The 18,587-nt window shown below is 61.0% G+C and carries 19 protein-coding genes and 3 pseudogenes; 18 read left to right on the top strand and 4 right to left on the bottom strand.

Annotated features, from left to right (window positions below; translation table 11 throughout):
• The first annotated feature begins 48 nt into the window (after positions 1-48).
• Entirely contained in the window at positions 49-387 is a 339-nt protein-coding gene (locus AC0L4F_RS12815; protein ID WP_244688895.1) for a DUF952 domain-containing protein, read from the top strand.
• Positions 384-1,442, top strand: coding sequence for a quinone-dependent dihydroorotate dehydrogenase (locus AC0L4F_RS12810; protein ID WP_244688894.1), 1,059 nt, complete (start codon positions 384-386; stop codon positions 1,440-1,442). The genes AC0L4F_RS12815 and AC0L4F_RS12810 overlap by 4 nt, the downstream gene beginning before the upstream one ends.
• Positions 1,443-1,745: 303 nt before the next feature.
• Here the strand turns inward: AC0L4F_RS12810 and AC0L4F_RS12805 are convergent, their stop codons facing one another.
• Entirely contained in the window at positions 1,746-3,272 is a 1,527-nt protein-coding gene (locus AC0L4F_RS12805; RefSeq protein ID WP_473446461.1) for a D-alanyl-D-alanine carboxypeptidase family protein, read from the bottom strand.
• Between the two features lie 353 nt (positions 3,273-3,625).
• Here AC0L4F_RS12805 and clpS point away from each other — a divergent pair, with 353 nt between their 5' ends.
• The 6 genes and pseudogenes from clpS (at position 3,626) to AC0L4F_RS12775 (ending at position 7,807) form a co-directional block, all read left to right on the top strand.
• Positions 3,626-3,982 (top strand): ATP-dependent Clp protease adapter ClpS, encoded by a 357-nt coding sequence (gene clpS, locus AC0L4F_RS12800; RefSeq protein WP_244688893.1) that lies wholly within the window; start codon positions 3,626-3,628, stop codon positions 3,980-3,982.
• 18 nt (positions 3,983-4,000) lie between these two features.
• The gene (locus AC0L4F_RS12795) at positions 4,001-4,975 is read left to right on the top strand and encodes a class I SAM-dependent methyltransferase (protein WP_244688892.1); all 975 of its coding nucleotides are present in this window, start codon (positions 4,001-4,003) and stop codon (positions 4,973-4,975) included.
• Between the two features lie 80 nt (positions 4,976-5,055).
• The gene (locus AC0L4F_RS12790; RefSeq protein WP_244688891.1) at positions 5,056-5,856 is read left to right on the top strand and encodes an SDR family NAD(P)-dependent oxidoreductase; all 801 of its coding nucleotides are present in this window, start codon (positions 5,056-5,058) and stop codon (positions 5,854-5,856) included.
• Positions 5,857-6,003: 147 nt separating this feature from the next.
• Positions 6,004-6,891, top strand: coding sequence for an oxygen-dependent coproporphyrinogen oxidase (gene hemF, locus AC0L4F_RS12785; protein ID WP_244688890.1), 888 nt, complete (start codon positions 6,004-6,006; stop codon positions 6,889-6,891).
• A gap of 6 nt (positions 6,892-6,897) precedes the next feature.
• Positions 6,898-7,125 (top strand): annotated as a pseudogene (locus AC0L4F_RS12780) (AEC family transporter); the annotation flags it as partial.
• Positions 7,126-7,180: 55 nt separating this feature from the next.
• Complete coding sequence (locus AC0L4F_RS12775; protein WP_244688889.1) at positions 7,181-7,807, top strand: AEC family transporter; 627 nt, start codon at positions 7,181-7,183, stop codon at positions 7,805-7,807.
• An 87-nt stretch (positions 7,808-7,894) separates the two neighbouring features.
• On the opposite strand, the gene AC0L4F_RS12770 is transcribed toward AC0L4F_RS12775, so the two are convergent.
• Positions 7,895-8,443 (bottom strand): rRNA large subunit pseudouridine synthase E, encoded by a 549-nt coding sequence (locus AC0L4F_RS12770; protein ID WP_244688888.1) that lies wholly within the window; start codon positions 8,441-8,443, stop codon positions 7,895-7,897.
• Positions 8,440-8,889 carry a nucleoside deaminase gene (locus AC0L4F_RS12765; protein WP_244688887.1) on the bottom strand — a complete coding sequence of 150 codons (450 nt, stop codon included), beginning with the start codon at positions 8,887-8,889 and terminating at the stop codon, positions 8,440-8,442. Before AC0L4F_RS12765 ends, AC0L4F_RS12770 begins: the two co-directional genes overlap by 4 nt.
• A gap of 52 nt (positions 8,890-8,941) precedes the next feature.
• On the opposite strand from AC0L4F_RS12765, the pseudogene AC0L4F_RS12760 reads away from it, so the two are divergent.
• The 10 genes and pseudogenes from AC0L4F_RS12760 (at position 8,942) to dtd (ending at position 18,021) form a co-directional block, all read left to right on the top strand.
• Positions 8,942-9,726 (top strand): annotated as a pseudogene (locus AC0L4F_RS12760) (pseudouridine synthase).
• A gap of 96 nt (positions 9,727-9,822) precedes the next feature.
• The gene (locus AC0L4F_RS12755; protein WP_244688886.1) at positions 9,823-10,641 is read left to right on the top strand and encodes a TerC family protein; all 819 of its coding nucleotides are present in this window, start codon (positions 9,823-9,825) and stop codon (positions 10,639-10,641) included.
• 52 nt (positions 10,642-10,693) lie between these two features.
• On the top strand, positions 10,694-10,882 hold the full coding sequence (locus tag AC0L4F_RS12750; RefSeq protein ID WP_244688885.1) for a hypothetical protein: 189 nt from the start codon (positions 10,694-10,696) through the stop codon (positions 10,880-10,882).
• Positions 10,882-11,760 carry a 5-bromo-4-chloroindolyl phosphate hydrolysis family protein gene (locus AC0L4F_RS12745; protein ID WP_244688884.1) on the top strand — a complete coding sequence of 293 codons (879 nt, stop codon included), beginning with the start codon at positions 10,882-10,884 and terminating at the stop codon, positions 11,758-11,760. Before AC0L4F_RS12750 ends, AC0L4F_RS12745 begins: the two co-directional genes overlap by 1 nt.
• A 32-nt stretch (positions 11,761-11,792) precedes the next feature.
• Positions 11,793-12,992, top strand: a complete 1,200-nt coding sequence (locus AC0L4F_RS12740) for a toxic anion resistance protein (protein ID WP_244688883.1) — start codon at positions 11,793-11,795, stop codon at positions 12,990-12,992.
• Positions 12,993-13,110: 118 nt separating this feature from the next.
• Entirely contained in the window at positions 13,111-13,953 is an 843-nt protein-coding gene (locus AC0L4F_RS12735; RefSeq protein ID WP_244688882.1) for a DUF2927 domain-containing protein, read from the top strand.
• Positions 13,954-13,982: 29 nt separating this feature from the next.
• Entirely contained in the window at positions 13,983-15,161 is a 1,179-nt protein-coding gene (locus AC0L4F_RS12730; protein WP_244688881.1) for an SPFH domain-containing protein, read from the top strand.
• A 198-nt stretch (positions 15,162-15,359) separates the two neighbouring features.
• The gene (locus AC0L4F_RS12725) at positions 15,360-16,487 is read left to right on the top strand and encodes a TFIIB-type zinc ribbon-containing protein (protein WP_244688880.1); all 1,128 of its coding nucleotides are present in this window, start codon (positions 15,360-15,362) and stop codon (positions 16,485-16,487) included.
• Between the two features lie 249 nt (positions 16,488-16,736).
• Positions 16,737-17,584 (top strand): annotated as a pseudogene (locus tag AC0L4F_RS12720) (carbohydrate kinase family protein).
• The gene (gene dtd, locus AC0L4F_RS12715; RefSeq protein WP_244688879.1) at positions 17,581-18,021 is read left to right on the top strand and encodes a D-aminoacyl-tRNA deacylase; all 441 of its coding nucleotides are present in this window, start codon (positions 17,581-17,583) and stop codon (positions 18,019-18,021) included. The pseudogene AC0L4F_RS12720 and the gene dtd overlap by 4 nt, the downstream one beginning before the upstream one ends.
• 5 nt (positions 18,022-18,026) lie before the next feature.
• Here the strand turns inward: dtd and AC0L4F_RS12710 are convergent, their stop codons facing one another.
• Positions 18,027-18,515: an alkylphosphonate utilization protein gene (locus AC0L4F_RS12710; RefSeq protein ID WP_244688878.1), complete on the bottom strand. Its 489-nt coding sequence runs from the start codon at positions 18,513-18,515 to the stop codon at positions 18,027-18,029.
• Positions 18,516-18,587 lie beyond the last annotated feature (72 nt).

The following is an 18,587-nucleotide window of genomic DNA, read 5'->3' as shown; positions in this document are numbered from 1 at the left end:
CCCTGATGCCCTCTTGACCCCGGAACAGCGGCACGGCAAGCAACGCATATGCTGATATACAAGATATTCCGCGCCCCGGAGTGGGCAGAGCTGAAGCAAAACGGGGAAACCACTGGTGCGCCGGTGGATGTCACCGATGGCTATGTGCATTTTTCCACCGCCAAACAGGTGCAGGAAACCGCAGCCAAGCATTTCGCTGGCGAGACCGGTCTCGTGCTGTTGGCCTGTGATACCGATGCCCTGGCCGATGACATAAAATGGGAGCCTTCGCGCGGCGGTGCCCTGTTTCCCCATCTGTACCGCAATCTGCGAATTGCCGATGTGCTGTGGCAGCGGGATCTGCCCTGGGGTGGTGATGGCCATGTCTTTCCCGAGGATCTGCAATGACATTTCTGGAACAACTGGGGCTGAAGGCGCTTTATCGGGTTGATCCCGAAACCGCCCATGGTTTGGCGATCAAGGCGTTGCAATGGGGGCTGGCCCCAGCAGCGGGGGTCGTGACATCACCACGATTGCAGACCGAAGTTGCCGGTTTGTCACTGGCCAATCCCGTCGGGCTTGCGGCCGGGTTCGACAAGAACGCCACCGCCCTGAACGGGCTGTCACGCGCCGGATTCGGCTTTGTCGAAGTGGGCGCCGCCACGCCCCTGCCACAGCCCGGCAACCCGCGCCCGCGATTGTTTCGCCTGACCGAGGATCGCGCCGCGATCAACCGTTTCGGGTTCAACAATGACGGTATGACCGCGATTGCCGCGCGGCTGGCACAACGTCCGAGCGATGCAGTGATCGGCCTGAACCTTGGCGCCAACAAGACCAGCGAAGACCGGTCCGCCGATTTCGCGCGGGTGTTGGCGGCCTGCGGGCCGCATCTTGACTTCGCAACTGTCAATGTCAGCTCGCCCAACACCGAACGCCTGCGTGACCTTCAAGGCCCCGAGGCGCTGCTGGCGCTGCTGGCCGGTGTGATGCAGGTGCGGGACGATCTGGACCGCAAGATCCCGGTGTTTCTGAAAATCGCGCCGGATCTGGATGCCCCGGCCCTGAGCGACATCGCGGGGGTGGCGCAAGAATCCGGGATCGACGGCATCATTGCCACCAATACGACCCTGGATCGTGAGGGGCTGGCATCTGACCATCGACAAGAAGCCGGCGGATTGTCCGGCGCGCCGTTGTTTGAGAAATCCACCCGCGTTCTGGCCCGGCTCTATGTGGAAACCGACGGCAAAATCCCCTTGATCGGGGTCGGCGGGATTTCCAGCGCCGAACAGGCCTATGCCAAGATCAAAGCAGGGGCATCTGCGGTGCAGCTCTATACCGCGTTGGTGTATGGCGGATTGTCCCTGGCGGGTGAGATCGCCCGCGGTTTGGACGAGCTTTTGCAGCGCGATGGGGTTTCATCGGTCAGCGACGCGGTGGGAACCGATCTGAAACGCTGGCTCTGACCGCTACGCGGGGGAAAATCGGGCATTGTGGGTAAATTGGCCAGAATGTCCGGTTTAGACAAGCACCGGCCAATTTATACCGATCTCGGTCAATTTTATGTTCGATATGGATAGCGCCGAGCGCCGATTTTAGGCGCATTTTGTCCTGGATGTGCCCTGCCCGCACCCCGGGTCGGCGATCGCCGAACCATCACCTTCAGGTATTGTGATTACCCTCTGACAGTGAACGATTTTTCCTGTTACTCACAGCCCCGTTCCGTATGGTTTCGCGGGGCTGCGTCATGGTGCCGGTCAGGAGGTCGTTCAGGACGGTCCGATCATGAAACAGGAGATATTGCGCGACTGTAACCGACGACAGGCCAGATCCGCAGTTTCACGCGTCAACCCCATGAAATTGGCGTCAAATCCATTCTTGCGTTTGGCCACTTTGCGCAATGCGCCGTCCAATGTCGACATTTCGGTCAGGGCGGTTTTCAACAACACCTTTTCCGCCGCAAAATGCGACCCGTAGCGCCCGACATTGATGCCCCAATGGCGACCGCCGGATGTGGAAACACGGGTGATGATTTCCTGCACTTGCTCACGCACAATGGGGTCCGGCGCGGCCGGTTTGATCGCCCCGGCGCTGGCCAGAACCACACCATTCGGGCGTGCGGCCGGACGAATGGTCGGGCGGATCTCCGGGGTCGTGGCGCTTGCGGCCGGTGCCACATCCGCCAACGAGGCCTGAGCAATCTTTTCGGCTGTGACCTCGGCCATGGCGTCGGCGATCCCCTCTTGCATCGCGGCAACAACAGCCGCTTCCGGCATTTTGGAGGTGGCGCCAGGACGCATTTTGGGACGTGGGCTTGTCAGCACCGCCAATTTGACCGCAATGGTCTTGCCCGCAGCAGGCTTACCGCCGCCGACCGGCGCGGTCGAGGCAATCGCCGTATCCCCGCCATTCGAAATCAAACCTTTATTGCCATAATAGCGCGGTTTTTTCGGGCGGGCCAAAGCGACATGGGTGGGCGCACGTTTGAACCCAAGGTCCAGCAGTTCAGCGACCCGTGCGTTGCGCGTCGTGGTGGAGCGGCCGCCAAACACCGTGGCAATCACCCGTTCACGCCCGCGTTCCGCCGATGCAACAAGGTTAAAACCGGCTGCACGCGTGTAGCCGGTCTTGATCCCGTCGGCCCCTTTATAGCTGCTCAACATGCGGCTGTTGGTATGGGACACACTGCGCACGCCGGCATCGACCGTTTTGCGCGAGAACAGGTTGTAATACATGGGGTAATCGTAAATCATGTGCCGCCCCAGAACGGTCATGTCCCGCGCGGTGCTCAGGTGACCCTCCTGGGTCAATCCATGCGCGTTCTTGAACGTCGTGCGCGTCATGCCCATGGCCTTTGCGGTGCGGTTCATCCGTTGGGCAAAAGCCGCCTCAGACCCGGAAATCGCTTCGGCGATGGCGGTGGCAAAATCATTTGCGGATTTGACCGCTGCCGCCCGCACCAGATACCGAAGCTTGATGCTTTGCCCGGCCCGCAACCCCAGTTTCGAGGGTGGTTCCGACGCCGCTTTGGACGAAATCTTGACCATCGTGTCCATCGAGATTTCGCCGTTCTGCACCGCTTCAAACGCGATATAGAGCGTCATCATCTTGGTCAGCGACGCAGGATGCAGCCGCGTGTTGGCATTTTCGGAATGTACAACCTTGCCCGATCGGGCATCCATGACCATCGCCGCATAGGGTGCCGCCGCCACACTGAGCGGAAGAACCACACACAGCCACAATAACGCAAGTACGACTACGCCCAAACGGGCCAAATCCACATTTCGGACCTTCACGATAAACTGCCTTCTGCCTCGTGCCGCCAGTATTCTGGTCAGCTTATTTTATTTTTGATTAAGGCTAGCCTACCATATGAGCTTAATTCTTTAAACCCTTAAGTTTACTGGAAATTCCAATAAAGTCCGGACTAAGGAAACCAGATATTGGGCACGACAAGCGCGCCACCGCTAAACCGGCGATTGTGGCAACAATGTGGCCAACCCAACTCACCCAGGGCGCGATCCGCGAAACAGAGATTCCACAGCGAATTGGTGAAATGCATGTCAGCCCCTCTTTTCTATGAGGCCAATCGCGTTATATACATGGCTCCCGACGGATGCGTACCTCAGCTGGAGCCGACCCACCCAAGATGACCAATGCCCCCCTCATCCTGGCAGATCCGATCCTGTCGCAAGGCGACAAGAAAGACGGCACCGATAGTGGCGTCGTGGTCGAAACGCGTCCCAAGACCAAGCGCCCGCCGCTTTACAAGGTCCTGTTGCTGAACGACGACTATACCCCGATGGAATTTGTGGTGCATGTGCTGGAGCGGTTTTTTGGTCTCAACCATGCCCAGGCCTTCGAAATCATGCTGACCGTCCACAAGAAGGGCGTCGCTGTCGTTGGCGTTTTCAGCCATGAGATTGCCGAAACCAAGGTGGCCCAGGTGATGGATTTCGCCCGCCGCCATCAACATCCGCTGCAATGCACGATGGAAAAGGAATAGGCGCCCGCGCCGCCCCCGATGGCCCAGTCCCGTCTGTCCCTTGCGCTGTCTCAGGCTGCGCTGCCCGATGAGGGCACAATTGCGGTTTTCGAACCCACGCCCGACAGCGACCTGTCGGCCCTGCCCGCACATCGTGTCCAGATCATCAGCCGCGATGCGGTGACCCATGGCGCGCGCCCCGGGTTTGACTGCCGGACCACGGCAGACGGCCCAATTGCCGCCGCCGTGATATTCATGCCCCGCGCCAAGGCCGCAGCACAGGCCATGCTGGCCGATGCGGTTGCCGCCTGCCCGGATGGCGTGATCCTGGTGGATGGCCAGAAGACCGACGGGATCGACACAATGTTCAAGGCCTGCCGCGCGCGGGTCGAGGTGACCGGACAGATGACCAAGGCGCATGGCCGTGCGTTCTGGTTCAACGCCGCACCGGCCTTTGCGGATTGGCAAGCCACGGTAAAACTGGTCGATGGCTTTACCACCCGCCCCGGCGTCTTTTCCGCCGATGGGATTGATCCGGCGTCGGATCTGCTGGCCCGCAACTTGCCTCCGAAACCCGGACGCCTTGTTGCCGATCTTGGCGCAGGCTGGGGGTTTCTGGCCGCACAGGCGTTGCAGGACGGCCTGATCGAAGAGCTGCACCTGGTGGAAAGTGACGCCGTCGCGCTGGACTGTGCGCGCATCAACGTTCCCGATCCGCGCGCGCGGTTCCACTGGGCCGATGTGACCCGATGGGCCCCGCCCGTCCAATTTGATACCGTCTTGATGAACCCGCCCTTTCATCAGGGACGCAAGGGCGCGCCGGAATTGGGACAGGCGTTCATCGCCACCGCCCGCCGCATCCTGCGCCCCTCTGGGCAATTGCGCCTTGTCGCCAACCGCCACCTGCCTTATGAGGCCGCGCTTCAGGCCGGATTTGGGCAGGTTGAGGAAATCGCAGGCAACAGCAAGTTCAAAATCCTGTCGGCGCAGCGGCCCTCTCGCCGCAAGGGGTAAGCCGCGCTAGGCTCCCTCTAGAGAATCAAGTCAAATGAATCAGGTCTAGGATTTCACGCCTAGAATATCAGGAGCGACAGATGGGTTTCTCGATCGAAGGCAAAACCGCGATTGTCACCGGGGCGGCCAACGGCATCGGCCTGGCCATTGGGCGGCATTTCATCAGCAAGGGCGCGAATGTCGTTTTTGCCGATATGGATGAAACCCGGCTGGCGGACGAACTGGACGGCACCGCCGAAGATGGGCCGGCACGATATTTCGCTGGTGACCTGCGGGAACGGCTGACACAGGCCAATCTGTTGTCGGCCGCACTCGATGCCTTTGATCGCGTGGACATCCTGATCAATGGCAGCCGCCAGATCCTGCCCTCTGATCCATTGGATATGGAGGACACATCGGTCGAGACCCTGTTGCAACAGAACCTGATGACGGCGCTGCGCCTGTCGCAACTGGTGGCAAAGCGCATGATCAAACAGGGCGAAAATCAGGAAAGCGGTCAGTTGGGCTCGATCATCAACATGTCGTCGATTGCTGCGCGCCGCACCCACCCGGATCTTTTGGCCTATTCGGTCTCTACCGCCGCATTGGATCAGATGACCCGGTCGCTTGCCGTGGCCTTTGCGCCGCACCGCATTCGGGTCAATGCGGTTTCTTTTGGCTCTGTCATGTCGGCCAGCCTGAAAGGCGCGTTGAAGGAACACAAGGAATTTCGCGCCGATATCGAAGGGCACACCCCCCTGGGCCGGATCGCCAGCCCCGGCGAGCTGGCCGAAGCCGCGCAATTCCTTGCCTCGGACGGCGCGGGATTTGTCACCGGCCAGATCATGACGGTGGATGGCGGGCGCACGCTGCTGGATCCCGTGACCTCGCCCGCGCATTAACCACAGACAAAAACGCAGATCAGAAACGCAGGTCAGGAACTCGGGCAAGCCGCCCGGAAAACCGGCGCGCGCAGATGGTTGCGCTTTGCCGCGCAGGCAGGCAAAGAACCCTTGCCGCGATACCCACAAAGGAGACGGGTCATATCCATGGATTTCACAACAGAAAAACAGACGGCCTCCTCCTGGTTCCGCGACCTGCGCGACAACATTGTTGCGGCCTTCGAAGCGCTGGAGGCCAGCCATGACACCGGCCCCTTCGCGGATATGGCCCCCGGTCAATTCGAGGTCAGTGAAACCAAACGCAGCTCTGATGATGGATCGGACGCCGGTGGCGGGTTGATGAGCGTCATGCGGGGCGGTCGGGTGTTCGAAAAGGTCGGGGTCAATATCTCGACCGTCTATGGCCAGCTTGGCGAAGCGGCGCAAAACGCAATGGCCGCGCGCAAGGGGCTGGCGGGCATGAAAGAAGACCCACGCTTCTGGGCTTCGGGCATCTCGTTGGTCGCCCATATGCGCAACCCGCATGTGCCGGCCGTGCACATGAACACCCGCATGTTCTGGACCCCGCATGGCTGGTGGTTCGGCGGCGGATCGGATCTGAACCCCTGTATCGAATATGACGCGGATACCGCGCATTTTCATGCGGTGCAAAAGGCCCATCTCGATCCGCATGGGATCGAAGAATATCCCCGGCTCAAGGCCTGGGCGGATGACTATTTCTATATCCCGCACCGCGGTCGGGCACGCGGGGTTGGCGGCATCTTCATGGATGACCGCAACACCGGCAACTGGGCGGCGGATTTCGCCCTGACCCAGGATATTGGCCGCGCCTTCCTGCCCGCCTTTCTGCCGCTGGTGGAAAAGCGCCGTGTGATGGCGTTCAACGATGGCGACAAGGACACCCAGCTGATCCATCGCGGGCTCTATGCCGAATACAACCTTGTCTATGATCGCGGCACCAAATTCGGCCTGACCACAGGGCATGACGCCAATGCGGTGCTGATGTCTCTGCCGCCCATGGCCAAGTGGGTCTAGGACCACATGCAAACCCTGGCCGTCCTTCAGGACCCGATCCTGCCGGTGTTTGCCATCATGGCGCTTGGCTTTGTCATGGGACGAATGGGCGTGGTCAGCGAAGACGACGCGCGATTGGTCAACCGCATCGCAATGTCGGTCTTTCTGCCGCTGATGCTGTTTGGCGTGATTGCCCGCGCCCCGATCCGCGATTTCGCGCCCGTGCCGACATTGATCTACCTCGCGGCGGAATTCGTGGTCTATGGGTTCGGGTTCTGGTTGGCCTACCGGGTGTTCAAACGCGGCGCACGTGAAATCGGTGCTGCTGGCGTTTTCCGGCATCTTCGCCAACAATGCCCTGTATGTCCTGCCGATTTCCGTGCTGCTCTATGGCCGCGAAAATGTCTTGCCGGTCACCACGCTGATCACGCTGGATGCCATCGTCACCTTTGCCGGGGCGATGATTGCACTGCAATTGATGGAATATGGCCGGGTGTCACCGGGCACGGTGTTTCGCACCGTGGCGCGCACGCCGATGTTGATCGCCATTCTGCTTGGCATTCCCTTTGGCCTCAGCGATTTCGCCATTCCGGGGCCAATAGAAACCTTCCTTGATTTCAATGGTGCGGCAGCCGCCCCCCTGGCCCTGTTTGCGCTTGGGGTGGTCCTGTCCAGCACACCATTCCGCGTTGACCGAACGGTGGCGAGCTTCACCCTGATCAAACTGGCGGTATTTCCAATCGCGGTCGGCGGCGGCCTCTGGCTGATCACCGGCAATGATCCGGCATATGCGCTGTTCCTGTTGGGGGCCGCAGGCCCGGCCGGGGCAATGGCGTTTTCGCTGGCGCTCCTCCATGGGGTGCGCACCGATGCAATTGCCCAGGTCGTGGTCTACACCAGCATTCTGACACTGTTTTCCATGGCCTGGCTCGCCTGACCTTCTTCTGTTTCCAAATATCCTGGGGGGTGCGGGGGGCAACGCCCCCCGCCCTGTCGGCGCGCCGTGGCGCGACGACACCAAAGATCAACCGTCGCGCCATTCCCCGGGGCGCAATCCCCCCAGATGCCATTCCCCGATCTGCGCCCGGATCAACCGCAACGTCGGATACCCCACATGCGCCGTCATGCGCCGCACCTGACGATTGCGACCTTCGGTGATTGTCATCTCCAACCAGCAATCAGGCACCGATTTGCGAAACCGCACCGGCGGGTCGCGCGGAAACAGCGGGCGGGGTTCGTCCATCCGCCGGATCTTGGCCGGTCTTGTGCGGCCATCTTTCAACGTCACGCCCTTGCGCAGCGCGTCCAAAGCAGGCTCATCCGGGATCCCCTCGACCTGCACCCAATAGGTTTTGGGCTGTTTGGCATTGGGATGGGCAATGCGATGCTGCAAACGCCCATCATCGGTCAACAGCAACAACCCCTCGCTGTCGCGATCGAGCCGCCCGGCGGCATAAACCTTGGGCACGTCGATATAGGCCGACAATGTCGGGCGGGTGGACCCTTCGGTGCCTTTGTCGGTGAATTGACTGAGCACCCCAAAGGGTTTGTGAAACAGAATCAATCGCGTCATCGCCGCCCCGCAAAGAATGATTTCAACAGCGCCTCTGCTGTATCCGCGCCGATGCCGTCATAGATCTCCGGCTGGTGATGCGCCTGCGCATGGCTAAACACCCGCGCGCCATGGGCCACACCCCCGGATTTCGGATCAGATGCCCCAAAATAAAGCCGCGCAATCCGCGCCGCCGCGATGGTGCCCGCACAGATCGCACAAGGCTCCAACGTGACATAAAGATCATGCCCGACCAGACGTTCAGACCCCAGTGCCGCACAGGCGGCCCGGATCGCCAGCACCTCGGCATGGGCGGTGGGATCAGACAATTCGCGGGTGCGATTGCCCGCCCGCGCCACGACCGCGCCGGTGGGCGCGACCACCACCGCGCCCACCGGCACTTCGCCGCGTTCCGCCGCTGCGCGTGCCTCGCTCAGGGCGGCCTCCATGTGAGATCGAAAAACCATGGCCTGTCATGCCCGCTTGCACGGCAATCTGCAACGCTCTAAGGCTGGCGGCATGGCTCAGAAAACTCCAGAAGGCGACCGTATCGCCAAAGTCCTTGCCCGCGCCGGTGTTGCCTCGCGGCGCGAAGCGGAACGCATGATCGAAGCCGGGCGCATCAGCGTCAATGGCAAGGTGATCGAACGCGCCGCATTGAATGTCACCGATGCCGACAAGATCGCGGTCGACGGCAAGCCACTGGATGCGCCGGAACCGGAACGGCTTTGGCTGTATCACAAGCCTGCCGGCGGTGACAACCCACAAGGACGAACAGGGCCGTGCGACCATCTTCGACGAACTGCCCGAAGAGATGCCACGCGTGATGAGCGTCGGGCGGCTTGACCTCAACTCCGAAGGTTTGTTGCTGCTGACCAATGACGGCGGCATCAAGCGCCGGATGGAACTGCCCTCGACCGGTTGGTTGCGCCGCTACCGCGTGCGGATCAAAGGCCTGGCCCAGCGACGCCATGCTGGAACCCCTGCGCAAGGGCACCCATGTGGATGGCACCGATTATCTGCCGATGATTGTCACGTTGGACCGCCAACAGGGCGCCAATGCCTGGCTGACCGTGGGGCTGCGTGAAGGCAAGAACCGCGAAATCCGCCGCGCGATGGAAAGCCTGGGCCTCAGCGTGAACCGCCTGATCCGAATCTCTTACGGTCCGTTCCAGTTGGGTCAGCTCAAACCCGGCGAGGTCGAAGAAGTGCGCCGCCGCGTGATGCGGGACCAATTGGGATTGGAAGGCGCGCAGCCAGATCGCCCAAAACCTCAGCGCACCCGCCGCAACCGCAATAGTTGAGGTCGCCACCGGCATTTTCCCCCTGCCTGTCGTTGTTTTTTCATGAACATCTGCGCTATGCAGAGGCAACGTTATTTTTAAGGGGATTTCAGGAACATGGCCGATCTTCTGACCATCGAAAACCTGGGCAATCTGGTAATGCTGTGCTTTTTGCAGGCGGTGCTGGGGTTCGACAACCTGCTCTATATCTCTATCGAGAGCCAACGCGCGCCCGTCGCGCACCAGAAAGCGGTGCGGTATTGGGGCATTATCATTGCGGTCGCCCTACGGGTGGTGCTGTTGTTCGTCATGATCCGGCTGATTGATGCGCTGTCGGAACCCTTCTGGATCGCCAATTGGGAAGGCGTGCTGACCGGCGGGATCAATTTTGCCACGCTGGTGTTCATCATCGGCGGCGTGTTCATCATCTATACCGCGGTCAAGGAAATCGGCCACATGCTGTCGATTGAGGATCTGCATACCGATGTTGAAGGCAAATCCGGCAAATCCGCCGCTCAGGTGATTGCGATGATTGTGTTGATGAACCTGATCTTTTCCTTTGATTCGGTGCTGTCGGCGATTGCGATCACGGATGTCTTTATCGTGCTGGCCACTGCGATCATCCTGTCCGGGCTGGCCATGCTGCTGCTGGCGGATGGGGTCACGCGGTTTCTTGAGAAAAACCGCATGTACGAGGTTCTCGGCCTGTTCATCCTGTTGATCGTCGGTGTTGTCCTGCTGGGCGAGGCCGGTCAGGCCGCCGCCCATGCCATGCATGACGATACGCTGGCGCTGAAGCTGTTTGGCTACGAAGTCATCCCGATGTCCAAGACCACATTCTATTTCTCGGTTGTGGTGCTGTTTGCGGTCGAAATCATTCAATCGGGCTACACCCGCAAATTGAATTCCGAACGCCGCACCACAGCTCGGCACTAGCGATGACAGGGCACATCACCTATCTTGAACGCGTAAGCGAGAGGGGGATCGCATGATCCGGTTTGTCATGCTGTTGGTGCTGGCTGCGGTTGTGGTCACGGTTGGGGCGATTGCGGTGGCGGTCTGGTCCACCGGCGACAACGCCCGTTCGGGCAAGCTGAACGGGGTTCAGAAAGTGGCCTATATCTGCCTGTTTGCGATGATGACCGGCGTGGCAACCGGCTGGCTGGGGGCAGAGTAATGGCGCAGAGATTTGGCGGCACCTTTAGCCCCGCTGGCAAGAATGACCGCGATTACGATGCCCGCCCGCTGAAGGTGACGGTGTCCCCCACCGGCGCGCGGTCGAACCTGTTGTTTGTGCCCGGTGTGATCCTGGCCTTCATGTCCTTCGGGTCCGGGCCGGAATCGCTGGCGCTTGGGCTTGCCGGGGCCGGGACTTGGACCTTGGCGGCCTGGTTGACCCGAGAGGGGTTAAAAGCCGAATCGGCCTATCATTCGCGCAAGGTGGCGCGCCGCCCTGCCCTGCCGCGCAAGATCATCGGATCGCTTCTGATCGGCGGCGGCACTGTTTTGGCGGGTTTGTCACAGGACACCGGCCTTGCGGCGGCGGCGCTTTATGGTGTGATCGGCGCGGCGCTGCATATGACCGCATTTGGCCCCGACCCGCTGCGCAACAAGTCACTGGAAGGTGTGGACGAGTTCCAACAGGATCGTGTGGCCCGCGTCATCGACGAGGCCGAGGCCCACCTGGACGCAATGAAATCCGCCATTCGCCGCGCCCAGGATCCACGGATGGAGGCCCGCGTCGAACGGTTTCAGCAATCGGTGCGCGAAATGTTGCGCACGGTCGAGGAAGATCCGCGTGATCTGACCGCCTCGCGCAAGTTCCTTGGCGTCTATTTGATGGGCGCGCGGGATGCGACAATCAAATTTGCCGACATCTATGCCCGCAACCGGGATAGCGCGGCAAAGTCAGATTACCTGATGCTGCTGACCGATCTGGAAGAGAATTACATCGCCAAGACCCGCAAATTGCTGGAAGACAGCAACAGTGATCTGACGGTGGAAATTGATGTGCTGCGCGATAGGTTGCAGCGCGAAGGTGTACGGCTCGACTGAGCCGGGTATGTCATAACGGGGAAGGATGACCCATGTCGCAGAACGTAAGAGAGAAGGCCCAGGAAGCCCTGGCACTGGTTGAAGAAGTAAGTGCCGTTGTCCTGCCCGAACCGGTAGATGCGACTGCGATCGTGTCCCTGGATCAGGCCGACGCCACTGTCAGCACCGAAATCCGCCAGCGGATGGAAGAGATCGACATGGAGGACACCAATTCCATCGTCGCTTTCGGCTCTGCCGCCCAGGCCGAGCTCCAGGAAATCTCTCAGGCGATGCTGGCTGATGTCCGCAACAAGGATGTCGGCCCGGCCTGCGATTTCCTGCGCAGCATTGTCACCACCATTCGCGGCTTTTCGGTCAACGAACTGGACGTGCGCCGCGAACGCAGCTGGTGGGAAAAGCTTCTGGGCCGCGCCGCGCCCTTTGCCAAATTCACCGCGCGCTTCGAAGAGGTGCAGGGCCAGATCGACCGGGTGACCGACAATCTGCTGGAGCATGAGCACAAACTGCTGAAAGACATCAAATCGCTCGATATGCTCTATGAAAAGACGCTCAACTTCTATGACGAACTGGCGCTTTATATCGCTGCCGGTGAAGAGAAGCTGAAAGAGCTGGATACCGTGGTCATTCCCGCCAAAGAGGCCGAGGTGAAGGCCGCGCCGGAAGACAAACAGGTGATGGAGGCACAGGAATTGCGCGACCTGCGTGCCGCACGCGATGACCTGGAACGCCGTGTTCATGACCTCAAACTCACCCGTCAGGTGACCATGCAATCGCTGCCCTCGATCCGATTGGTGCAGGAAAACGACAAATCGCTGGTGACCAAGATCAATTCGACCTTGGTCAACACCGTGCCGCTGTGGGAAACCCAATTGGCCCAGGCCGTGACGATCCAGCGCAGCGCCGAAGCGGCAGCGGCGGTGCGTGACGCCAATGATCTGACCAATGAATTGCTGACTGCCAATGCCAAGAACCTGCGCGACAGCAACAAGATGATCCGCGAAGAAATGGAACGTGGCGTGTTCGACATCGAGGCGGTGAAACAGGCAAACGCCGATCTGGTTGGCACCATCGAGGAAAGCCTGCAAATCGCGGACGAGGGCAAAGCCCGCCGTGCAGCCGCAGAGGCCGAACTGAAGAAGATGGAAAAGGAACTGCGCGACACGCTGGCCTCGGCCAAGGCACGCAAAACCGGGCTGGGCGACACCGCCGGCACCGCCGTTCCGGCGGCCTGAGCTATGGCGCGGGTGCGGATCATTGCCGGTCTGGTGGCCAGCGCCTTGGCGCTGTCCGCCTGTGTTGCTCCGGTGGATCCGGTGCCCGTGCCGCCCGACCGGCCTGGCGCCCGCACCTGTGGTCAAGCCGACCCCGAAACCACTCGGCCCCTCACCGCAAAGTTTGGCGCTTGCGGCCTATTACACCCAGGTCGAAAGCCAATCTGTGGCCCAGGGGCTGCTGCGCACCGATGGCGGCGGCCCGGACACCCAATTCAGCCGCAGAATGCTGATCGAGAATTTCGAACGCATCGCGTTTTATGATGAATACGCGCGCGGTGCCGGGCTTCAGGCCGCGCGCGGTGGCCAAAGCCGCCTGAAACGCTGGGAACAACCGATCCGCATGCAGGTGGAATTCGGCGACGCCGTGCCAATCGAACAACAGGCCACCGACCGGGGCGAGGTCACGCGCTATGCTGCGCGGCTGAACCGGATCACCGGCCATCCGATCACCATTTCCTCCAATGATCCGAATTACTTCGTGCTGTTCATGTCCGAAGACGACAGCGCCGCCCTGCCCGCGCGGATCAAGGAGATTGTGCCGAATATCAACCAAAACGCCCTCGACATCTTTCGCAGCCTGCCCAAGTCGATCCACTGTCTGGTGATTGCCTTTTCCAGCGAACCAGGCGGGCATGAATATGCCAAGGCGATCGCGCTGATCCGCTCGGAGCACCCCTCTCTGCTGCGGAAATCCTGTGTGCACGAGGAATTGGCGCAGGGACTTGGCCTTGCCAATGACAGCCCACGCGCGCGCCCGTCAATCTTTAACGACGACGACGAATTCGCCCTGCTGACCACACATGACGAGTTGCTGCTCAAGATGCTGTACGACCGCCGCCTGTCGGCTGGCATGTCCTGGCAAGAGGCACAGCCAACCGCCGAAATCATCGCCGACGAATTGCTTGGCGGGCCCAGTTAAGGGCGAAGACAACGAAGGGAGACCGCCCGATGGGTATTTTCGATTTCCTCACCGGTGAATTCATCGACGTCATTCATTGGGTCGACGACACGCGCGACACCATGGTCTGGCGCTTTGAACGCGAAGACCACGAGATCAAATATGGTGCCAAGCTGACGGTGCGCGAAGGTCAGGCTGCGGTGTTTGTCCACGAAGGCCAGCTGGCCGATGTCTTCACCCCCGGTCTCTATATGCTAGAGACCAACAACATGCCGATCATGACGACGTTGCAGCACTGGGATCACGGCTTTAAAAGCCCTTTCAAATCCGAGATCTATTACGTCAACACGACGCGGTTCACCGACCTGAAATGGGGCACCAAGAACCCGATCATGCTGCGCGACCCGGAATTCGGGCCGACCCGCATTCGCGCCTTTGGCACCTATACCGTGCGGGTCAAGGACCCGGCGCTGTTCATGACCGAAATCGTCGGTACGGACGGCGAATTCACCATGGACGAGATCAGCTATCAGGTCCGCAACATCATTGTGCAGGAATTCAGCCGCGTGATTGCCGGCTCTGGCATCCCGGTTCTGGACATGGCCGCCAACACCGCCGATCTGGGCAAGATGATTGCCGCAGAGATCAGCCAGATTGTTGCGGGCTACGGTCTGTCGATCCCCGAATTCTATATTGAAAACATCTCGCTACCGCCTGCGGTGGAAGAGGCGCTGGACAAGCGGACCTCGATGGGATTGGCGGGGGATCTGGGGAAATTCACCCAATATTCCGCCGCCGAAGCAATGACCAAGGCGGCCGCGAACCCCAATGGCGGCGGCGGCATGGGCGCGGGCCTTGGCATGGGGATGGGCATGGCGATGGCCAATCAAATGGCGGGAAACCAGGGCCCCTGGGGCGCACAGCCCACCGCCCAGCACGCCCCCGTCCAGCACGCCCCCGTCCAGCACGTCCCGGTCCAGCACGCCCCTGCCGCCGTACACGCCGCGCCGCCCCCGCCGCCGGTCGAACATGTCTGGCACATTGCCGAGGGTGGCGAAACCAAAGGTCCGTTTTCCAAAGCAAAACTGGGCCGTATGGCAACCAGCGGCGAGATCACCCGCGAAACCTATGTCTGGACCGCCGGTCAGGATGGCTGGCTCAGGGCCGAGGACGTGCAGGAGCTGGCGCAATTGTTCACCATCCTCCCGCCCCCGCCGCCGGGCATGTGACACGCCCCGTTTTTTCGGTCCGCAAACCGACGCAGTCCCGGACTTGATCCGGGACCTCCACCGCCGGTTTGAACAGAGGTCCCGGAGCAAGTCCGGGACCGCGCCTTTGCATTGGCAGATACCTCTGCCTCCGCCGATGTTGCAGTCTGGCGCGCACCCACCCTAAGGTAGATCATAGATTCCCCGGGATACCGTTTTATGGCCGACAACATTTCCCCTCCCCCACCACCCGACGCCCCTGAGGCTGAGCATCGTTTCCCCTGCGACGAATGCGGCGCGGATTTCCGGTTTGATCCCGGCACCGGCGGGCTGAAATGTGACCATTGCGGCAATACGGATGTGGTTCAATCTGGACCCTGGGCCGGTGCCGCCCTCAAGGAACTGGATTTCCAGGCCGCCATACGCCAGCAATTGCCCCAGGAAGACATCGAAGAAACCCGTGTTTCCAAATGCCCCAATTGCGCCGCGCAGGTGGAATTCAATGACGTGGATCACGCCCGCGAATGTCCGTTCTGTGCCACCCCCGTGGTCGTCGACACCGGCACGCACCGCCATATCAAACCCCGTGGCCTGCTGCCCTTTGCGCTAGAGGAACGCGCCGCCCACAAGGCGATGACCGATTGGCTCGGCAAGCTGTGGTTTGCCCCCAACGGGTTGCAGGAATACGCCCGCAAAGGCCGCAAGATGGACGGCATCTATGTCCCCTATTGGACCTTTGATGCCGATACCAAATCCGCCTATCGTGGCGAACGCGGCACCGTCTATTACGAAACCCGCACCGTGACCCGCAATGGCAAGACCGAAACACGCCGGGTCCAAAAGGTGCGCTGGCGCTCGGTTTCTGGCCGGGTGGCGCGGTTTTTTGACGATGTGCTGGTGTTGGCGTCCCGCTCGCTGCCCAAACGCTATACCGACAATCTGGAACCCTGGGATCTGACAGAGCTGGAGCCGTATCGCCCTGAATTCCTTGCTGGTTTTCGCGCCGAGGGCTATGCGGTCGAGCTTGACGAAGGCTTTGCCGAGGCCCGCAACCACATGGACCGGATGATCCAGCGCGACGTAAAATTCGACATTGGCGGCGATCGCCAGCGCATTCATGACATCAACACCGATATCAGCGCCATCACCTTTAAACATATTCTCTTGCCGGTCTGGCTGGCGGCCTACAAATATCGCGGCAAGACCTATCGCTTTGTGGTAAACGGACGCACGGGCCGGGTACAGGGCGAACGCCCTTGGTCGGCCATCAAGATCGCCATTGCCATGGTGATCGGATTGATTGTCGCGGGGGCGATTGGCTATGTCTGGGCCACGACACAACAATGATCACGCGTCATGGCGCGGCGCACCCTGTACATGTCGCCCCGCGACCCGACGCCACATCCGGGCCACATCCGGTCCAATCGCTTGCCACAGACGGCAAATTACGTCATGTTAGCGCAAACAAATGGGCGCAAAAAGTGGCGCACTCACATCTGACCCCGGCCTTCCGGGCCCGAACAGGAATATCCCATGATCCTTTGCTGCGGTGAATCACTGATCGACATGCTGCCCCGCGAAACCACGTTGGGTGAATTGGCCTTCGCCCCTCATACCGGCGGCGCGGTTTACAACACCGCCATCGCGCTGGGCCGACTGGGGGCGCCTGCGGGATATTTCGGCGGGCTCAGCCGCGATCTGTTTGGTCAATTGCTTGAGGCCGACCTGACCGCATCCCATGTCGACAGCAGCCTGGCACCACGCAGCGACAATCCGACGACCCTGGCCTTTGTCACGCTGAAAGACGGTCATGCGACCTATGCCTTTTACGACGAAAACACCGCCTGCCGGATGATGGATCCCGCGGATCTGCCCGCCCTGCCCGAGGCGCTGACAACGCTGTTCTTTGGCGGCATCAGCCTGGTCAGCGAACCCTGCGCCGACACCTATGCAGCCTTGGCCAGCCGGGAGGCCGCCAATCGCCTGATCATGATCGACCCCAATATCCGCCCCGGCTTCATCCGCGATGCCGCGCGCTATCGGGCCCGACTGGACGCGATGATTGCACTGGCTGACATCGTCAAGGTCTCTGACGAGGATCTGGAATGGCTGACCGGCGGCACCGATCCACAGGCCCTGATTGACCAGGGCGTCGGCGTTGTCCTGATGACCCGCGGCGCAGAGGAGTCCTGGCGCTCAGCGCCAAGGGCAGTCTGGACCTGCCAACCGAAAAGGCCAAAGTGGTCGATACCGTGGGCGCGGGCGATACGTTCAACGCCGGCATGTTGGCCGGATTGCACCAATCGGGACTTGCGGACAAAGCCGCCTTTGCCGCCGCAGATCTCGACGCTTTGAAACCTGCCATCGAACTCGGCATGCGCGCAGCCGCCATCACCGTCAGCCGCGCGGGCGCCAATCCGCCCTGGTCACACGAACTGGCATGAGAGCGGTCCTGCAACGGGTGTCAGAGGCCGCTGTCCGGGTCGATGGCCAGCGCATCGGCCAATGCGGCCCCGGCCTGATGATCCTGATCTGTGCCATGCAGGGCGACACCACAGCCGACGCGGAAAAATCGGCCAAAACCGCCCGCCTGCGGATTTTCCCGGATGAGACCGGCAAGATGAACCGTGCGCTGCGCGATATCAACGGGTCCGCCCTGGTGATCAGCCAATTCACCCTCGCTGCGGATTGTCGGCGCGGCAATCGGCCCGGGTTTTCCGCCGCTGCCCCGCCCGACATTGGGGAAACGCTGTACCTCGCCTTCGCCGAGGCGCTGCGCGGCGAAGGCATCACCGTCGAAACCGGCCAATTCGGCGCCAACATGCAGGTCAGCCTGATCAACGACGGCCCGGTGACAATCCCGCTGGATACCGACGGCTAGGGGGATCACCCCTGCCGTTTTACAAATTCGGTCAAGATCACAATGCGCTGGCCGTCGACCCGGCCCTCGATATGCCCGGCATTCTCAGCCACCAGCGAAATCCCCCGCACAGCAGTGCCGCGTTTTGCGGTGAACCCGGCGCCCTTGACCGGCAGATCCTTGATCAACACAACCGTATCACCCGCCGCAAGGACCACACCATTGGTGTCGCGATGCAAGACCTGCGGCACCGCGCCGCCCTCGGCTTCTGCCAGAACCGCTTCGGGCAAGGCCCCCATGGCCAGAACCTCCTGCGCCCAAGGAGCCTCCAGCTTCACCAGGATCCGTGCCGCCGCCAATTGCACCTCTGGCCGCTCGGCCCAAACCGCGCCGTGCAAACATTGCCAATGTGGATCGTCGCTGACATCCCCCGCCAAACCGGCCGCACATGTCGTACAGAGCTGCACCTCGCCAACGGCAACCGCCTCTGGTGCATCACATAATTCACAAACCATCTGGTCCCAATCTTCTTCTCTTGAAAAATACGCATGCCGCCGCCGCCAAAAGCGCGGACAGTCGAACCCCGG

The sequence above is a fragment of the Marinovum sp. J2-8 genome, assembly GCF_055808435.1.
The sequence above is the reverse complement of the archived record's forward strand: the minus strand, read 5'-3'. Positions and strand labels throughout refer to the sequence as shown.